General features: G+C 66.3%; 16 protein-coding genes. 6 read left to right on the forward strand and 10 right to left on the reverse strand.

Annotated elements, in window-relative coordinates:
- Window positions 1–205 precede the first annotated feature (205 nt).
- The 5 genes from TVC13_RS07220 (at window position 206) to TVC13_RS07240 (ending at window position 4,535) form a co-directional block, all read left to right on the forward strand.
- Entirely contained in the window at window positions 206–1,261 is a 1,056-nt protein-coding gene (locus TVC13_RS07220) for a thiamine pyrophosphate-dependent enzyme (RefSeq protein ID WP_422400550.1), read from the forward strand.
- Window positions 1,254–2,294 carry an alpha-ketoacid dehydrogenase subunit beta gene (locus TVC13_RS07225; RefSeq protein ID WP_422400551.1) on the forward strand — a complete coding sequence of 347 codons (1,041 nt, stop codon included), beginning with the start codon at window positions 1,254–1,256 and terminating at the stop codon, window positions 2,292–2,294. The genes TVC13_RS07220 and TVC13_RS07225 overlap by 8 nt, the downstream gene beginning before the upstream one ends.
- Complete coding sequence (locus tag TVC13_RS07230) at window positions 2,287–2,616, forward strand: biotin/lipoyl-containing protein (RefSeq protein ID WP_091603573.1); 330 nt, start codon at window positions 2,287–2,289, stop codon at window positions 2,614–2,616. Before TVC13_RS07225 ends, TVC13_RS07230 begins: the two co-directional genes overlap by 8 nt.
- A 2-nt stretch (window positions 2,617–2,618) precedes the next feature.
- Window positions 2,619–3,419 (forward strand): alpha/beta fold hydrolase, encoded by an 801-nt coding sequence (locus TVC13_RS07235; RefSeq protein WP_422400552.1) that lies wholly within the window; start codon window positions 2,619–2,621, stop codon window positions 3,417–3,419.
- Window positions 3,420–3,590: 171 nt separating this feature from the next.
- The gene (locus tag TVC13_RS07240) at window positions 3,591–4,535 is read left to right on the forward strand and encodes a serine/threonine-protein kinase (protein ID WP_422400553.1); all 945 of its coding nucleotides are present in this window, start codon (window positions 3,591–3,593) and stop codon (window positions 4,533–4,535) included.
- Between the two features lie 9 nt (window positions 4,536–4,544).
- Here the strand turns inward: TVC13_RS07240 and TVC13_RS07245 are convergent, their stop codons facing one another.
- The 9 genes from TVC13_RS07245 to TVC13_RS07285 form a co-directional block, all read right to left on the reverse strand.
- A complete protein-coding gene (locus TVC13_RS07245; RefSeq protein ID WP_422400554.1) occupies window positions 4,545–4,703 on the reverse strand; it encodes a hypothetical protein in 159 nt (52 codons plus the stop codon).
- A gap of 151 nt (window positions 4,704–4,854) precedes the next feature.
- Window positions 4,855–5,733, reverse strand: coding sequence for an ABC transporter ATP-binding protein (locus TVC13_RS07250; protein WP_422400555.1), 879 nt, complete (start codon window positions 5,731–5,733; stop codon window positions 4,855–4,857).
- The gene (locus tag TVC13_RS07255; protein ID WP_422400556.1) at window positions 5,723–6,496 is read right to left on the reverse strand and encodes an ABC transporter permease; all 774 of its coding nucleotides are present in this window, start codon (window positions 6,494–6,496) and stop codon (window positions 5,723–5,725) included. Before TVC13_RS07255 ends, TVC13_RS07250 begins: the two co-directional genes overlap by 11 nt.
- Complete coding sequence (locus tag TVC13_RS07260; protein WP_422400557.1) at window positions 6,493–7,281, reverse strand: ABC transporter permease; 789 nt, start codon at window positions 7,279–7,281, stop codon at window positions 6,493–6,495. The genes TVC13_RS07255 and TVC13_RS07260 overlap by 4 nt, the downstream gene beginning before the upstream one ends.
- Before the next feature lie 39 nt (window positions 7,282–7,320).
- A complete protein-coding gene (locus TVC13_RS07265; protein WP_422400558.1) occupies window positions 7,321–8,307 on the reverse strand; it encodes an ABC transporter substrate-binding protein in 987 nt (328 codons plus the stop codon).
- 264 nt (window positions 8,308–8,571) lie between these two features.
- Complete coding sequence (locus TVC13_RS07270) at window positions 8,572–9,900, reverse strand: MFS transporter (RefSeq protein WP_422400559.1); 1,329 nt, start codon at window positions 9,898–9,900, stop codon at window positions 8,572–8,574.
- 128 nt (window positions 9,901–10,028) lie between these two features.
- A complete protein-coding gene (locus TVC13_RS07275; protein ID WP_422400560.1) occupies window positions 10,029–13,184 on the reverse strand; it encodes an AAA family ATPase in 3,156 nt (1,051 codons plus the stop codon).
- On the reverse strand, window positions 13,181–14,347 hold the full coding sequence (locus tag TVC13_RS07280) for an exonuclease SbcCD subunit D (protein WP_422400561.1): 1,167 nt from the start codon (window positions 14,345–14,347) through the stop codon (window positions 13,181–13,183). The genes TVC13_RS07275 and TVC13_RS07280 overlap by 4 nt, the downstream gene beginning before the upstream one ends.
- 133 nt (window positions 14,348–14,480) lie before the next feature.
- Entirely contained in the window at window positions 14,481–15,536 is a 1,056-nt protein-coding gene (locus TVC13_RS07285; RefSeq protein WP_422400562.1) for an MIP/aquaporin family protein, read from the reverse strand.
- 184 nt (window positions 15,537–15,720) lie between these two features.
- On the opposite strand from TVC13_RS07285, the gene TVC13_RS07290 reads away from it, so the two are divergent.
- Complete coding sequence (locus tag TVC13_RS07290; protein ID WP_422400563.1) at window positions 15,721–16,809, forward strand: ADP-ribosylglycohydrolase family protein; 1,089 nt, start codon at window positions 15,721–15,723, stop codon at window positions 16,807–16,809.
- A gap of 25 nt (window positions 16,810–16,834) precedes the next feature.
- Here TVC13_RS07290 and TVC13_RS07295 read toward each other — a convergent pair whose 3' ends face one another.
- Window positions 16,835–17,842, reverse strand: coding sequence for an exonuclease domain-containing protein (locus TVC13_RS07295; protein WP_422400564.1), 1,008 nt, complete (start codon window positions 17,840–17,842; stop codon window positions 16,835–16,837).
- Window position 17,843 lies beyond the last annotated feature (1 nt).

Below are 17,843 nucleotides of genomic sequence, written 5' to 3' on the forward strand. Positions count from 1 at the left end.
TGGAGGGCAGCCGGGCCGGAACGGGACCAGCATCCACACAGGACGAAGCTGCAGGCCAGCGCGCCCCTTCGGGTCAGCACTGGCTTCGATCAGGACTAGGCACTTTGTACAGGTATTTACCCGTACATATGAGCTATCTGCGCAGTGTGTTCAGAGTCGCCGTAGCTGTTTGCAGAGTAGCGTGACGGCGGTTACGTTTTGTCCTATGGACCTAGACACAACGAGCATCCCCGAGCTCACAGCCGAGGAACTGCGCCAGCTGTACAAACTGCTGATCAGTACCCGCGACCTGGACGTCGCGGCCGTGGCCTGGCAGCGGCAGGGCATCCTTCCCGGCTATGCCCCTGAACTGGGCCAGGAAGCCGCCCAGGTGGGCAGCGCCTTTGCCCTGGACAACTCACGCGACTTCGCTTTCCCCACCTACCGCGAGATGGGCGTTGCCCTGGCCCTCGGCGTCGACATGGTGGAGTACATGTCCACCCACAAGGCCAGCTGGCACGGAGGACTCTACAACCCGGTCAGCACCCGGCTCGCGCCGATCCAGGCCGTAGTGGGCGGTTCAGTGCTGCATGCCGTCGGCTGGGCCCACGGCCAGCGGCTGGCCGCCGCTGAAAACGCAGCCACCGGGAACTCCGAAGATGGACTGCCTGCCGCCATCACCTACTTCGGCGACGGAGCCAGCTCCCAGGGCGACGTGCATGAGGCCATGAACTTCGCCGGTGTCCTAAAGGCCCCGGTGGTTTTCTTCGTCCAGAACAACGGCTGGGCCATCTCCCTGCCCACCGAGGAACAGGTGGCAGGCGGCACCGTTGCGGCCCGCGCCGCAGGGTACGGAATGGCCTCCGTGACAGTGGACGGCAACGACGCCCCCGCCGTCGTGCGGGCAACCCGCGCAGCCCTTGAGCATGCCCGGGCAGGAAAGGGGCCGGTGCTGATCGAGGCCATGACCTACCGCCGTGGACCGCACTCCACCAGTGATGATCCGGGACGTTACCGGACCCTCGACGAAGAGCGGCGCGACGGCGGCGAAGATCCCGTGGCCCGTATGGCAGCCCTGCTGCTGGAAAGCGGAGCAGCAGACCAGACCTTCCTCGACTCTGCTGCTGCGGAAGCCAGGGCACACACCGACACCGTCCGTGAAGGCGTCCAGGCACTGCAGCCCCGTCCCGGACAGGAAATGTTCGACTTCGTCTTCGCTGAGCCCACCAAAGAACTTAAGGCCCAGGCCCGTGCCTGGCGGGAGGAATCCGAGCATGTCTAGCCAGCTGAGTGAAGGAACGCGTCCCTTGGAGACAGACTCCGCCGGGGACACCGTCGAAACCATGTCCATGCAGGCCGCACTCAACCGTGCGCTGGCCGAAATACTGGCCGAAGATCCCCGGGCCGTAGTGCTGGGTGAGGACGTCGGGCGACTGGGCGGCGTCTTCCGCATTACCGATGGCCTGCAGAAGCGCTTCGGCGCCGACCGGGTCTTCGACACGCCCCTGGCCGAATCCGGCATTCTGGGCATGTCCGTGGGACTGGCGATGGCCGGCTTCCACCCGATTCCCGAAGTCCAGTTCGACGGCTTCGCCTACCCGGCAGTGAACCAGATCATCACCCAGCTGGCGCGCATGAACTACCGCAGCCGCGGCACCATGCCCATGCCGGTGACCCTGCGTGTGCCGAGCTTCGGCGGTATCCGGGCACCGGAACACCACGGAGAGTCCCTCGAAGCGCTCTTCGCGCACGTTCCGGGGCTGAAGGTTGTTTCTCCCTCGAGCCCGCACCAGGCCTACCACCTCCTCAAGCACTCTGCCGCCCAGCCGGACCCGGTCATCTTCATGGAACCGAAGTCCCGCTACTGGCAGAAGGACAGCGTTGACACCGCCGAACCGGGGAATCTGCAGGGCTCGAGGATTGTCCGGCCCGGCAAGCACCTGACCCTGGTGGCCTGGGGTGCGATGGTGTCCCGCTGCCTGCAGGTTGCCGAGCTGGCCGCCGAGGACGGCATCGAAATCGAGGTCCTCGACCTGCGCTGGCTGAAGCCGATCGACGCCGAGGGCCTGGCTGTCTCGGTCTCCAAGACCCGGCGCGCCGTCGTCGTGCACGAAGCCCCGCTGACCGCAGGGTTGGGGGCGGAAGTAGCCGCACTCATCACGCAGCACTGCTTCGACACACTCAGGGCTCCGGTGGAGCGGGTCACCGGATTCGACGTACCGTATCCCTCGGGTGATCTGGAAGACGAATACATCCCGAACATTGACCGCATCCTTTTTGGGATCCAGCGAGTATTGGAGTACCGGCGTGGCTGAAATTTCATTTCCCCTGCCCGATCTGGGCGAAGGCCTGATCGAAGCAACCGTCCTGGAATGGCTCGTGGCCCCGGGCGACCAGGTGGAACGCAACCAGCCGCTGGTTGAGGTGGAGACCTCCAAATCCGCAGTGGAGCTGCCCTCCCCGCAGGCCGGCGTCGTAGCCCGTATTTACGGTGAAGCGGGCGAGAAGATCAACGTGGGCGAGCCCCTGGTTGTCTTCGAGGTTCCCGATGACACCGCCGGGATTGTCGGCACCGTCCCGCAGGAAGCACCGGCCCGCCGCCGGGTCCGTCTCTCCGCCGTCCTGGACGAGGACTAAGCATGGGCGCAGGCATCGGCACCTTCCCTGCCCTGCACAGCGAAGTCCACGAACCAGAGGGCCGCAGTACGCTGCGTCCGGTGCTGGCACTGCACGGATTTGCCTCCTCAACGGAGATGAACTGGCAGTCCACGGGCTGGATCAGCGCACTGACCGGCGCCGGACGGCGGGTCATCACCGTCGACCTTCCCGGCCACGGCCGCAGCGGCGCACCCGAGGAACGGGAGAACTACGCACCAAGCCGGATCCGGGCCCAGCTGCTGGAGCTGCTCTCCGCTGCGGGGGTCCGCCCGCTGGCCGACGGCGATGCGTCCTCGGGTGTGGACGTGGTGGGTTATTCGCTGGGCTCGCGCCTGGCCTGGGAGCTGGGTGCCGCTGCCCCGGAGCTCGTGCACCGCATGGTGCTGGGCGGTCCGGGAGCCGGGGATCCGCTGGCAGACTTCGATCTGGACGGAGCGAGGCAGTTCCTGGCAAACGGCACACCGCTCGCGGATCCCGTCAGTGCTGACCTGCTTCGGATGGCCCAGCTGGTGCCAAGCAACAACCTGGATGCGCTCCTGACCCTGGTTGAGGCGATCAAGGAAGAGCCTTTCTCACCTGAGGCCGCAGTACCGCCAATGCCCCTGCTGCTGGTGGCCGGGGAGCTGGATGAACTCGCTGTGTCTGCTCCGCAGCTCGCCGCGCTCAACGGACAGGCGGACCTGCTTCTCCTGCCCGGTCGCCGGCACGCCAATGCCGTCACCTCCCGGGCCTTCAAGAACGCGGCGGTCGATTTCCTGGGCGGGGCAAAACCGGCGGGATGAGGTCAAGACTTGGTTACGTGGCATAAAAATGGGGCTGGGGAGGTAGCTGCGCAGGATAGGATTGGATAGTCAGTACACTGAAACAAGATTACTAAGTGTGCTTGCGATTTACTTGTGAAGTATCCGTCCATGTTCCATCCCCGCAGTTCAACCCCCTAAGTGAGGACGCCCGTGGACCTATTCCTGGGGCAGCGTTACCGCGTCACCGACCTGATTGGTTCTGGTGGCGCTGCTTCCGTGCACCGTGCGGTGGATGAAAACCTCGGCCGCGAGGTCGCCGTCAAGCTCTTCCGCCCCAGCATCCAGGAAGACGACAACCACCGCCGTCAGCACACCGAGACGCTCCTGCTGGCGACCCTGAACCACCCGGGACTTGTCACACTGCTGGATGCGGGCCTACATCACGACGACGAAGGCCAGGTCTTGAACTACCTGGTGATGGAACTCGTGGACGGTCCCGACCTGCGCCGGACCCTGAAGTCGGGTCCGCTGCCGGCAGTGTCGGTAGCCTCGCTGGGGGCCGATCTGGCTGATGCCCTCGCGTACGTCCATTCCCAGGGCGTTATCCACCGGGACGTCAAGCCTGCCAATATCCTGCTTTACCCGCAGGAGCATGACTCACGGCTTTACCCCAAGCTCACGGACTTCGGGATCGCGCGCCTGGTCGAGGCCACCGTCGCCACCGCGCACGGCGCCACGATCGGCACTGCCAACTACCTGAGCCCTGAGCAGGCGCAGGGGGGCGCGGTTGCACCATCCACGGATATCTACTCCCTTGGCTTGGTACTGCTGGAGTCCCTGACCGGTGAAAAAGCCTTCCCCGGCCCCATTGTGGAAGCTGCCGTTGCCCGGCTGCTCCGAGATCCCGAGATCCCGGATTCCCTGGGCAGCGAATGGGTGGACCTGCTCCGCGCGATGACCAACCGGCTTCCCGACGCCCGTCCCGCCGCCCACGAGGCTGCCGCAGCCCTGCGGCTGCTGGCGGCTGAACCGGAAGTGGCCGTGCCGCAGCCCGCAGACAACGACGCCGATGCGGAAGAGGTATGCACCGGCGGCGTGACCACGGGGAACATCTATATTCCGCTCCCGCCGGCCCACGCCCCCAGCCTCGGCTAGCCGGACGCGCTAGGAATCGGCGTCGGTATCCTCTTCGGGCTCAAAGTTTGACGCTTCTTCGGTGCTGGCCGCTGCCACACCGTCGCCTGATTCGGGGATGGTGCCTTCCGGCCCGGCGCCGCCGTTCTTGTCCTTCTCCTCCGGTGTTCCCTTGCCTGCATCAGCCATGGTTGTTCCTCCCCTTCGGTGGTTCATGGTACCCAGGCGGTGCCCGGGCACTGACCTTCGATACTAGGTCACCTGCGGCACACAGCACAGGGCCGGCGCGTTTCCTCCCCTTCGGGAAGAACCCGCCGGCCCTGTTCGTACCCCCGCCTGGCTAGGAACTGGCCGGAGCTCCGTCGTGCGGAACCGTCGTCCGCGGTGCGGCAGATACGACGGCAGGGGCGCTGCCCTTGTTCTGCTTGGCGATCTGGATCTGCTCATACACGTGGTTGCGCAGCTCCACGAAGCGCGGGAGCGACCGCGTGGTGAGCTGGTCGCGCTTTTCAGGAAGGTCAATGACGATGTCTTCCTGCACCACAGTCGGCGAGCTGGAGAGCACCACGACCCGCTCCCCCAGATACACGGACTCGTCAATGTCGTGTGTCACGAACAGGATCGTCACGCCCAGCTTCTCCCAGACGCTGCGCACCAGGTCCTCCAGGTCCGCGCGGGTCTGGGCGTCGACGGCGGCGAACGGCTCGTCCATCAGCAGCACCTTGGGCTGGTAGGCGACGGCGCGGGCAATGGCCACACGCTGCTGCATGCCGCCGGAGAGCTGCCAGGGGTAGCTGGTGGGAACGTGGGCCAGGCCCACGGCCTCCAGCGCGTTGTCCACCAGCTGGTTCCGCTCCGCCTTGGCGATGCCGGCGTTCTTAAGCGGCAGTTCGACGTTGCCCCGGACCGTCATCCATGGAAAGAGACTGCGCCCGTATTCCTGGAAAACCACTGCCATGTCCTTCGGCGGCTCGGTCACCTTCCTGCCGGCCAGGACAACCTCGCCGGAAGTCGGTGCCATAAGCCCGGCGATGATCTTCAGCAGCGTGGTCTTGCCGCTGCCCGAGGGGCCCACCAGGCAGACAAGCTCCCCGGGGCGGAGGTCGAAAGTCAGGTTGCGGACAGCTTCGATCTCCCCGGCATCGACCTTGTAGATCTTCTGGACGCCTCGAACCGACAGCAGCGGCTGCGGCTGGCCTTCCGTGGGATTACTCTGCATGCTCTACCTCTCTCAAACCGTGGTACCAGCCGAGGATGCGGCGTTCGGACCACTGGAACAAAAATGACATGGCCACGCCGATCAGGCCAAGGACTACGATGCCGCTCCACATTTCGGGAATGGCGAAGGACCGCTGGAACTGGACGATCGTGAAGCCCAGGCCTTCGGAGGATGCAAACATCTCCGAAATGACCATCAGGATCAGGCCGATTGACAGGCACTGGCGCACTCCGGCCATTATCTGCGGGCTGGCGCTGGGCAGCACCAGGTACCTCAGCCTGGCAAACCCGCCGATGCGGAAGGTGCGGGCGGAGTCGCTGAGCACGCCGTCGACGGCGCGGACGCCTTCGATCGTGTTCAGCAGCACCGGCCAGATGCAGCCGGAGACGATCACGGCGACCTTCATCTGGTCATTGATGCCGATCAGGAGCATCATTACCGGGATCAGCACCGGCGGCGGAATGGCCCGGAAGAACTCCAGTACCGGCTCCATCAGGCTTCGCAGCCAGCGGGTGGTGCCTACAAGGATGCCCAGGCAGGTCCCCAGGACGATTGCCAGCGCAATGCCGGTCACCAGCCGGATCAGGCTGGGCAGCACATCGGCCATAAAGCGGTCCCAGGTCCAGACCGTCACGAACTTTTCAACCAGTGTGCCCGGCTTCGGAACGAAGAAGTTGGTGCTGCCCTGCGTGCTGATCCACCAGATGAAGATCAGCAGTGCGGGCAGACCGACCAGGTAGCCGGCTTTCTTAAGCGTGTTCATACCACGACCTCCCCGCGGACCGAGCTGTGCCAGGACAGGGTGCGGCGCTCGATGACGCGCATACCCATGTTGATCAGGATGCCCAGGACGCCGGTGGTCAGGACCAGTGCGTACATCTGGGCTATCGCGCCGCCTGACTGGGCGTTGGCGATCTCTTTGCCCAGGCCCGGTGAGCCGATGATCAGGCTCGCGGTGATGGCCAGGATCAGCGCGACGGCGGCGGCCAGCCGGACCCCGGTCATCAGGTACGGGAGGGTGGTTGGCCACACGACGTAGCGGATCCGTGCCAGGCGGCCCAGACCGAAGCTCTTGGCCGTGTTGTTGGCGACGGGATCCACGTCCGCCACTCCGTAGAGGACCTGGATCAGGACCTGCCAGAAGGAGGCGTAGACCACCAGCAGCAGGGTTGACTCGATGCGGAAGCCGAACAGCAGCACGGCCAGCGGGATGAGGGCAACGGACGGGATGGGCCGCAGGAATTCAATTGTTGAGTTGGTGGCCTTGCGCAGGAAGGGGCTGGAGCCAATGAGCAGGCCCAGGATCACTGCGGCAACCGTGGCGATCAGAAGACCCAGGAACCATCCGGTCATCGTGTCCAGCACCGCGGCCCAGAACGCGCCGAGGCCAAGGTTGTTGACGAAGACGCCCAGTACCTCACTGGCGGGCGGCAGGAATCTGGGGTTGACCACTCCGAGCCGGGGAATCAGTTCCCAGGTAAGCAGGAACCCGAGGATCCCTGCCAGCCCCAGCAACGGCCCCGTGGGGAGTCGTTTGGCGGATTTCATATGCTCTCGTTCTTCTCGAACCGGGCGGAAAGTGCGGAGTTAGTCCTGCGCGGGCAGCATGGCGTCCAGGTCCGGCGCCTTGGACAGGGTTCCGTAACTGGCGGCTGCCTCACCAAGAATGGTCAGGCCTTCGCGGTCAAAGTCCGCGTGGAAGGCGGGCAGCACCATCTTGGCGCGCATTTCTTCGTCGATTTTGGTGTAGGTGCCCACGATCTCCCGGACGGCCTCCGGGTTCTCCTGCGCGTACTCCAGTGACTTCTTCATGGCCCGGGTGAACTGCTCAACGATCTCCGGGTTCTCCTCGATGTACGAGGACGTCGTGAAGTATCCGCTGATGTCCAGGCTCGGGTGGGTTTCGGCGAAGTTGTAGGCGATCACCCGGGCGCCGTTCTCGACGGTCTGGGTGAGGAAGGGATCCAGGATCCAGGCGGCGTCGACCTGGCCGGATTCGATCGCGGCGGGGGCATCGGGGAACGGGATCTCCACGAATTTGATGCTCTCGTGGTCGCCGCCGGCGTTCTCCACGAGCTTTCGAATCGTGGTGTCTCCGATGTTCGAGAGGTTGTTGACGGAGACCGTCTTGCCGGCCAGGTCAGCTGCATCCTGGATGTCCGAATCCGCGGGCACGACGACGGCGCCGAAGTCCGAGGATGTGTCGCCCGTCGTCGAATTGCCGTTGGACACCAGTTCGATGCCCAGGCCCTTGTCATTGGCAACCATGACGGACACAACGTTGCCGAAGGCAAAGTCGAAATCTCCGCTGACTACACCGGGGACCGCGGCGGCCCCTCCGGTGGTGGTCTGGATGTCCAGGTCCAGGCCTTCGGCTTCAAAGAAGCCCTGTTCCTTGCCCAGCCAGATGGGGGCCGTATCGACGATGGGCATGATCCCTACGGAAAGCGTGGTCAGCTCCGAGGTGCCTTCTGCCTCTGAGGTGCTTTCGTCCCCGGAGAGGGATCCGCCTCCACAGGCACTGAGGGTGAGGGCCGCTGCGGCGGCGAGGAGGACGGGGGCATTGCGTTTCACTCAGGGCGCTCCTTGTACGGTGGAAACCCGCGAAGACGGTCGCGGGCTGAGACCTCCGCCCAGCTGCTAAACACCGGTGCACTCCACGAGAAACCGTTGAGGTTCTCATGTTGTTCGCATGTTGAACGGGAGTTCTTCAGCTAAACGCTATGAAATACGTCACTCTGCGTCAAGGAAAATATGTGATTGACAACACAATTGAGATCCTCATCGGTTTTGTTACCGCGGCGGCGGGGAAGGTGCCCGGTTAGCCGCGGGGACCGGCTATGCTGTTCGGTTCGCTGACCTGCGGACCGCCGCACCGGATGCCAGCCCCAGAATCAGCAGGGACACCGCCGCACCGGCGGACACCAGGAACGCCGCGGGATGCCCATACGCCTCCGCGAGGGGTCCGGCCAGGCCCGATCCGACCGCTGTCCCTGCTACCGTTCCGCTGGCCAGCAGGGTCATGAAGGTACCCATAAGGTGCTTGGGCGCCAGCTCGGCACCAATACCGAAGATGCTGACCATGGTCGGTCCCACGGGAATGCCCAGCAGGAACAGGACCGCCAGCATGCCCGGAATTCCTGACGGCACAAGGAGCAGAAGCGCAGCTGCGGTCATTGCGGCAGCGGATACCACCCAGCGGGCCGACTGGCTGAACCGCTGCGGCCAAAAGGCCACGGACAGGGCGGCAGCGGCGGAGCTGATACCCATGATGGAGTACAGCAGCCCTGCGGCATCCGCCGCACCGAACGAACCGCCAAAAGCTGCCAGGGAGGCCTGGGTGGCACCGAAGAAGGTGCCCATGGCCACCATGCCAAGCACCGGCAGGGCAAGCAGCCCCCACGAGGCACGGTGTGCACCGTCCCGGGGCGGCCGCGGGGTGTTCTTGGCCCGGCGCGGAGCGGGCCGGACAATTGCCGTGGAACGGTGGAGCGCAAACGCACTGACCATGGAGGCAGACAGCACCGCGGCCAGAGCCATGGGCAGCCAGGGGGTGACTGCCGCTGCCAGCAGGCCCACAAGCGCCGGGCCCAGCACAAAGCTCAGTTCATCGGCCATGCTCTCGTAGGAGAGGGCAGTGCCCATCTCTTTGCCGGTGCGGTCCCTGGCGGTCAGCGCCATCCAGCGTACGCGGGCCAGCGGGCCAACCTGCGGGCCCGTGGCCCCCATGCCGAACGCCGCCGCCAGAACGGCAGCCAGCGTGCCGCCGTCGGGCAGCTGCGCTGCAGTGAGGATCGTCGCGATGATCAGCAGCGGATTGGCGACGGCGGCGCCCAGGAGCACGGGGCGCTGCCCCACACGGTCGGCGAGGTAGCCGAGGGCGGGACCGCCCAGAGCGGAGCCGACCCCCACGGCGCCGGCAGCGAAACCGCCCTGCGCATAGGAACCGGTAATGCTCGTGACCAGGGTCAGGGCGCCGATGGTGAGCATGGCCAGCGGCAGGCGGGCGAGGAAGGCCACGGAGAAGAACGCCGGTCCGGCCAGTTCAAGGATGCGGCCGTAGCGTCCCTTGGCGGGCGCCGGCGCGGCGGCTGACTCAGGGGTTCCGGAACTGGCAGCTGCGCTGCTCTCTCCGGCGGACTGCTGATCGGTGGTGAAAGGTTTCATGCGGTACTCAGTTCAGGCAAAAGCGCGCATCGTCCCTCCTCCCGATGCGCCCAACCCGGCTACATGCCGATCCTACCCCGGCCGGGCAGACAGCGGCGCCGGTGCTCGCTGATGGCGTACAGGCTCCGCTAAGCCGGCAGCGCCGCCCGGTAGCTGACGGTGGAGCCGTTGCGGCCGCGGGTGATCTGCAGCTGGGCGCCGATGCGCTGTTTCATCTCTGCTACGTGGCTGACCAGGCCCACCACCCGTCCTCCGTCGCGCAGTCCTTCCAGGGCATCCATCACCTGTTCCAGCGCTTCCTCGTCCAGGCTGCCGAATCCTTCGTCGACAAAAAGGGTCTCCATGCTCGTTCCCCCGGATTCCTGCTGCACCACGTCCGCCAGGCCCAGGGCGAGCGCCAGGGAGGCCATAAAGGACTCGCCGCCGGAGAGGGTTGAAGTGTCGCGGCGTACGCCGGTCCAGTCGTCAATGACGTGCAGCCCCAGTCCGGCCCGGCGGTTGCCGGAACGGGAATCGTCGTGCACCAGTGAATAGCGTCCCGCGGTCATCGCCGCCAGCCGTTCAGTTGCGGCAGCGGCCACCTGTTCCAGGCGTGCCGCCAGGACATAGGTGCTCAGGGCCATGCGGTAGTTGTTCTCCCCGTTGCCCCGTGCCGTGTCGCTGACGGATTGGAGGAGTTCACAGCGGCGCAGCAGCGGCTGCATCTCTGCTTCAGCCTCCTCCAGCCGTGCCGCCAGCTCATCAAGGGTGACTGAAGATCCTTCCAGCAGCTTAATCTGCACGGCGGCATCGGAGACAGCCTGCCGGGCTGCGTCGGCGGCCTCAGCAGCTTCCGCGACGTCTTCCTCGTCAGGCATGGCCTCGGGCACCCCGTCGCTGTCCAGTGTGGCCAGGGCGTCTTCGTCTTCGCGCCGCATGGCCAGACGGGCTGCCTGCGCATCGAGCGCTTCAAGACCGGCGCGCAGCTGATCTGCGTCAGCCCCGGGGAGCAGCGCTGCACGCGCGGCGGCGGCATCCGGGAAACCTGTCCCGGAAAGCGCCGCCGTCAGGTTGTGCTCTGCATCGTTCCTGAAACTTTCTGCCTGCCATGCCGACTGCAGTGCCGTCCTGGCGGCGGCAGCCAGCCGGCGCACCTCCCCGAGCAGGTCAAGCCGCTCTGAAAGCGCCTGCGGGTCGGAGAGGTCTCCGGACCCCCGCCGGCTCAGCTCTGCGTTTTCCTCTGCAGCAGCAGCGGCCCGGGCCTGCGCCTGCGCGGCCTCCTGGAGGAGCCGGGAGCGGGCCTGCTCCAACCGCCCGAGTTCGGTCTCGATGGCCTGGAGCCGTTCCTCGGCCGCACTGAGCTCAGCGGCGGCGTGTTCCGCGGCCCGGAAGTCCTCTGCAGCCTGCTCCCCTGCCCGGCGTGCCTCGGCAGGGTCGGATTCCCCGCCCTGCGCGCGCAGCGCCGCCGCAGAGGAGGCATCCGCTTCGGCAGCAGCACGGGCTGCCTCCCATTTCTTCTCAGCCGCGCTGGTCGCCGCCCGCGCGGCGGCTTCTTCCTCCCGGGTGACGAACTGCCCGTCCTCCGGCAGCGGCGCGGGAGCCGGATGCGAGGTGCTTCCGCATACCGGACAGTCCTGTCCGGGCTCGAGGGAGGCCGCGAGTTCTGCCGCGGCCTGGTCCAGCCGCAGCTGCAGCAGGTCCTGCCACTTTCCGCGGGCGTCCTGATAGACCTCACGGGCCTGGGCAGCCCGCTCCGCTGAGGCCGACGCCGCGCTCTGTGCCGTCTTGTAGAGCTGGATTATCTCCTCGGTTTTGGCTGCGTCCTCCATCCTGCGTTGGGCAGCATCCATTGCCGCGGCACCGTTCCGCAGGTCCGGCAGCGCGGCGCGGAGGGTTTCCCGTTCACCCCGGAAGACCGAGGCTGCTTCCTCGGCGTCCCCGGCGTCGTTCCGCAGCCCTGCTTCCCTGGCCTGTTCCCGGCTAGCGAGCTCAGTGAGTGCTGCAGCACGCTTCGAGTCGGCGAGGGCGTTTTCAGCGGCGGAGAGTTCCTTGGCGGTGCGTTCTTCCAGCACTGCCAGGTCATCTGGCTCCGGGAGCTGTTCTGCCGGATCCCGCAGTTCAGTCCCTGCTCCGGGAACAAGATCCCGCAGACCCGCCGTAGCAGCGGCGTCGGCCAGGTCCCTGAGTGCGTTCCGCGCCGCAGCGCCGTCCCGCCGGCAGCCCAGTTCCGCCGAGGTGAGCGCATCCAGGTAGCCTTTGAGCCCTTCCGCCCGCCGATGGGACTCAAGTGCGGCTCGCTGAGGCAGGCTGGCGGCCTGCCGGACGGCGTGTTCGCGCTCCTCGGCTTCGAGCTGGAGCCTGGCCAGCCCCCGGGCGCGGCGTGCTTCGAGCTTGTGCAGGAGCTCTTCCGCCTGAATGAAGCTTGTTTTCTTGTCCGTCTGGGTCTGCCGCAGGAAAGAAAGCCGGGTAGTGAGGGCGGTGCGGACGGCGGTGACCCATGCCGAGCCGCCTTCAGCCGCCAGGACTTCCGCTGCCTCCGTTTCATCCCCGTCTGACGCAGGGTTCAGCTGCTGCACAGCCGGCGGGGACTGACCGCCGTCATCCCGGCTGCCCAGCAGCCGCACACACCGTTCAGCCTCGCTGCGTGCCTGTGCCCGCAGCAGTTCCGCCGAAGCCTGAGCCAGGGACAGCTCCGACTTTGCTTCATCGGCCTCGGATTTGAGCTGGCGTTCGATCTCCTCGTAGCGCCAGGTCCCAAAGAGCCGCTGGAGCAGCTCGGCACGGGACGTCGCATCGGCCCGCAGGAACGCAGCGAAGTCACCCTGAGGGAGCATGACCACACGGGTGAACTGCTCGCGGCTCATGCCAAGCAGCTCCTGGATCTCCCTGGCTGCTTCATCGTTGCGGGCCGTCTTCTGGACCCACTCGCCCTGGACCCGCTCGCTGAGCAGGGTGCGGGCCTGCTCGGTGACCGTACCGGTGGCACTTCCTGCGCGTTTTGCCGGGCGCTCCCACTGGGGATTGCGGACCACTTTGAACCGGCGGTCCCCGGCGCTGAAATCAAGGAGCACTTCGGGTGCGGTGCCGGGGGCAGCATGGTCGCTGCGCAGCTTCCTGGCCTCCTGCCGGGCGCCCGGAACCGACCCGTAGAGGGCAAAGCAGATGGCATCCAGCACACTGGTTTTCCCGGCGCCGGTGGGTCCGTTCAGCAGGAACAGCCCCTGGGCCCCCAGCTCATCGAAATCAATATTCTCGCGACCGGCGAATGGTCCGAAAGCCTGTATTTCCAGCCGGTGGATCCTCATTTGGCTACCTCCGCTGCATTGACCTTCTGCAGCACTTCGGTCAGGAGCTCCCGTTCCTCCACGGAGGCTTCCCGTGAGCGGACGTGGTCCAGGAAGCCGCAGCAGACGTCGAGGTCGTCCGTGGCCCTGGCCAGCCGGCGGCTGTAACTCTCATTGACTCTCCGCGAACCCGAAGCCGGTTCGAAGGAGAGCACCAGGGTGTCCGGAAAACGGGTACGTACCTGTTCCATGGCCTTGGCCGGGCGGTTGTCGTCCGTAAGGGTTACCTGGCACCAGGCGTCTTCGGCGTGGGCATGGGCGGGGTCTTCCAGCAGGTCCTGAAGTGTTCCGCGGAGCACTGCCAGCCGTTTGGGGGCAGTCCAGGGAACGGGGGTGACTCCTGCCAGCCCGGAGGCGGTGAGCTCTACCAGCAGGCCTCCTTTCGACTGCCGGGCCTCGGAGAATGAATACGGCAGCGGAGATCCGCTGTACCAGACGTTCGGAGCCAGCTCCTGGCGTCCGTGAAGGTGGCCCAGCGCCGTATAGGTAAAGGAACTGAAGAGGTCCAGCGGAACAGCTCCCACTCCGCCAACGGACAGGTCCCGTTCGCTGTCCGAGGTGATGCCACCGGAAGCAAACGTGTGTGCCATGACCACGGGCAGCACCGGTTCACCGGCCTCTTCGCGCTGCTGCACGTCTTCCCGGATGCGCCGCACGGCTTCGCCAAGGACACCCTCGTGGCTGGGAGGAATATCCGCACCCAGTTCAGGGGCCGCGAGGCGCGGTTCGAGGTAGGGAATGCCGTATACGGCAACGGTGGCGTCGCCCGTGCGCATCAGGACCGGTGAGGTGATGGCGTCGATTCCCGTACGCAGGTGCACACCGCCCTGCTCAAAGATGCGTCCGCCGAACCCCAGCCGGGCGGCGGAGTCATGGTTGCCGCTGGTCAGGATCACCTTGGCACCAGCGGCCGTGATTCCTGCCAGGGCTTCGTCCAGCAGCCGCACCACGTCAACACCCGGCAGCGCGCGGTCGTACACATCACCGGAGATAAGGACTGCATCGACCTGCTCCGTGCGGACGGTCTCCAGCAGCTGGTCCAGGAAGGAACGCTGGGCCTGGAGCATCCCCACGCCGTGGAAGGAACGGCCCAGGTGCCAGTCGGAAGTGTGCAGGATTCGCATACCAATAAAACTACCGCCCGCCGGTGACACTGCGGTTTTCCCGGCGGGTGTGCCGGGTGCTGCAGTGCCGCGGGCGGGCGGTTCGTTTATTCAGTTAGCGCAAACACCCAAGCGGGATAATCCCGCCGGGGCCTTAGACCCGGGGGCTGCCGGGGGCCGTGCCGCCGTCCTCGGTTTCGCCGTCCTGCTCCCCGTCCCGGGAGCTCTTGCCGAGTGTGAGAGAGTCCCCGGTATCGGACCCGTCAGCGTCGAAGAAGCCGCGTGCATCGGCGTCGTCTGCCCCGGTGCGGGCCGTGCCCACACCGGCGGAGGCACCGGCGGCAGCGGAGGAACCAGCGGCAGCGGAGGCACCGGCGCCGTCGGCGGATTCAGCGGGGAATTCCTCGTCATCCTCGTCAAACTCTTCCTCGATGACCACGGCTGCGCCGGTACCTGAGAGGTCGAGGCTGCGGTAGATCAGACCAGTGATCGCGGCGCCGAGCAGCGGAGCGAGCCAGAAGAGCCAAAGCTGTTCCAGGGCCCAGGGCTCAGCAAAAACAGCTACTGCAGTTGAACGGGCGGGGTTAATGGATCCGCCCGTGATGGGCACCAGGAACGTCAGCAGCGCTGCGTAGGTGACACCGGTGGCGAAGGCACCCGCTGCCGCGGAAAGGCGCGTACCGGCGCCAAGGAAGACGGCGGTGAGCAGCGCCGCGGCGATGACCTCCGTGAGCAGCGCCCCGGCAAGCGGGAACTGCGTGGCGGAGTTCTCACCGAAACCGTTGGCAACAGCCGCGAAGAAGGGCTGGGTCTCCGGAATCTGGGGGTGGCCGGTCATTGAAACCCAGAGGATCAGGGCTGCGAACAGCGCACCGACCAGCTGCGCCACAATGTAGGGCAGCACTGACTTCCAGGGCGTGCGTCCGGCCAGGGCGCTGCCGATCGTAATGGTGGGCAGGAAGTGGCCGCCGGAAATGTAGCCAAAGGCAATGATCGCCGCGGCGAGCACCAGTCCGAATGCCAGCGGCGCGGACAGCCCGCCGGAGGGATTAAAGAAGGAGACGCCCAGGCCCGCCAGCACCAGCAGGAAGGAACCCGCCGCCTCTGCGATGCTGCGGCCCAGGAGCCCGTAGGAGCGCAGGGACGTGATGGTTGTGCCCTTGGCCGCTGCGGCGCGTGCGCCGGCTGGGTATTGTGGCTCTGCAGTCATGTGGGGAGTCATTCCTATTCGTTGATAAGGATCGGGTTTTGTATGCGGCACCGCAGCAAAATGTTCGGCGGCCGCACAAACAGCCCAGCCTTCCACCGCTTCCTGTGAGCCTGCTGGGTGCGCACTGAGCATACACTCGCTGCGTCGGAGGGTGGCCCTGTGCGCAGCGACCTATGCTGGAGTGGTGAATAATTCCCCTTCCCTGCCGCAGGTTGATCCCGAAGTTTTTGCGTCCAAGGTCCGCGCGTGCCTGCTGGGCGGCGCTCTGGGCGACGCGCTCGGCTACGCGGTGGAGTTCGATTCGCTGGACGGTATCCGCGCCCGCTACGGAGCCGGAGGCCTGACGGACTTTTTGCAGCTGGACCGCCCGGCTCCGGTTTCCGATGACACCCAGATGACCCTCTACACCGTGGACGGACTGGTTGAAGTCCTGCAGTGGGCTAACGACGGCGTCGGCGCCGATGAGACGGCCTGCCTCTGGCTGGCGTACCTGCGCTGGCTGAAGACCCAGGGTGTGGAGCTGCCGGCCAATGCTCCGGACCAGCCGGCCCGCTGGATCGATGCCCAGGAAGTGCTCCACCACCGCCGGGCACCCGGCAACGCGTGCCTCTCCGGGCTGATGACCGGGGAGATGGGTACAAAGGCCCGGCCCGTGAACGCAGATTCAAAAGGCTGCGGTACGGTGATGCGCTCAGCCCCGTTCGGCCTGCTCCCGTACGTAGCCGCAGACACGGTCTACAAGTTCAGCGCCGACGGCGCCGCGCTGACGCACGGCCATCCCTCCGCGCTGCACAGTGCCGCGGTGTTCAGCACCCTGATCCATGACCTGCTCCCCGCCGGGTCCACCCTGCACGGCGCGGCCGCTGCCGCAGTGGAACGTGCCGGCGCTTCCGGGGTGCCTGAACTCTCCGAACGTCTGGAAGCTGCCGTTACCCTCGCAGCGGAAGACCAGGCAGCCAAGAGGGAGCCCTCCCCCGAACGCATGAAGCAGGTCCTCGGCGAGGGCTGGGTTGCTGAGGAAGCACTGGCCATTGGGCTGTATGCGGCTTTGGCGACGGCGGACGCACCAGCGCCGGAGGAGCACTTCCGGCGCACAATCGCGCTGGCGGTAAACCACGACGGCGACAGCGACTCGACTGCCTCGGTGGCCGGAAACATCCTCGGGGTGCTTTACGGCACCCCTGCCCTCCCGCAGGAGTGGCTCGAAGCGATCGATGCCCGCGAAACCGTGGAGCAGATGGCCCAGGCGCTGCTGTCCGTCACCGTGGGCTGACCGGGCTGTTTAGGCGGCCGGCGGCCTACTGGCTGGCGGCGGGCCAGCCGCCGCCGATCATCTGCAGGAACTCCGCCTCGGACAGCACTTCGATCTGCTGGCCGCGGTCATGCAGCTCCAGCACCCGGCGTGCCTTGCCGGTGACCCTCCCGTTGCGGAGGTCTCCCGCTTCGAAGCCGTCTCCCACCACCAGAACGGTGGTGGCGCGGGTGACGTTGCTGGCCGTGCGGGCACCAAGTTCAGCCGCCCGTTCTTTGGCGCTCTGGCGCGGCATGCCAAGATTCCCGGTAAAGACCACAGTCTGTCCGTAGAGCGGATGCCCGGGACGTGCCGCCGGGTTCGGCGGCGGATTGATGCCCTCCGTCGGCCAGCCGCTGAAGGATGAGCCCGCGGCGGCAGCGGTTCCGGTGCCGCGTTCCAGGGCGTCCCGGGTGGCCTTGGACATTGGGTCGATGCCGGGGCGGTAGGCCGGTGCGTGGTTGGGGCGCAGGCCCTGCAGGGCGAAATACTCCGCCAGGCTGCTTGCCCCGGAGCGTGCGACGATGTCCACCAGGATTCCGGCGCAGGCGCGGGCGTCGGCCGTGGCGTCGTGGTGGTTCTCCAGCGGAACCCCGGCGGCCTCCGCCACGAACGGCAGGGAATGTGAGGGCAGCGAATACGTCCGGCGCGAGAGCACCACGGTGCAGACGTAGTCGTACGCCGGTGCAGGCAGTCCGGAGACCTCAAGGGCGGAACGGATCACGCCCAGGTCAAAGGCCGCGTTGTGCGCCACCAGCAGATCTTCGCCAATAAAGGCGCCGATCTCGGGGAAGAGCTCACCGAACCGGGGCTTGCCGGCTACCTGGTGCGCTTCAATCCCGTGAATGCGGATGTTGCGCCGGTCAAAGAAGTCGTGCCCTTCCGGCGGGCGCATCAGCCAGGATGCTTCCTCGACGATCCGGCCGCCGCGCACCTTGCTCAGGCCCACGGAACAGGGCGATCCCCGGAATCCGTTGGCCGTTTCAAAGTCAATGGAGGTGAAATCCACTCCCACG

Origin of the sequence: Arthrobacter sp. 3Tela_A (assembly GCF_049311025.1) — a bacterium.
Classification (GTDB): domain Bacteria; phylum Actinomycetota; class Actinomycetes; order Actinomycetales; family Micrococcaceae; genus Arthrobacter_B.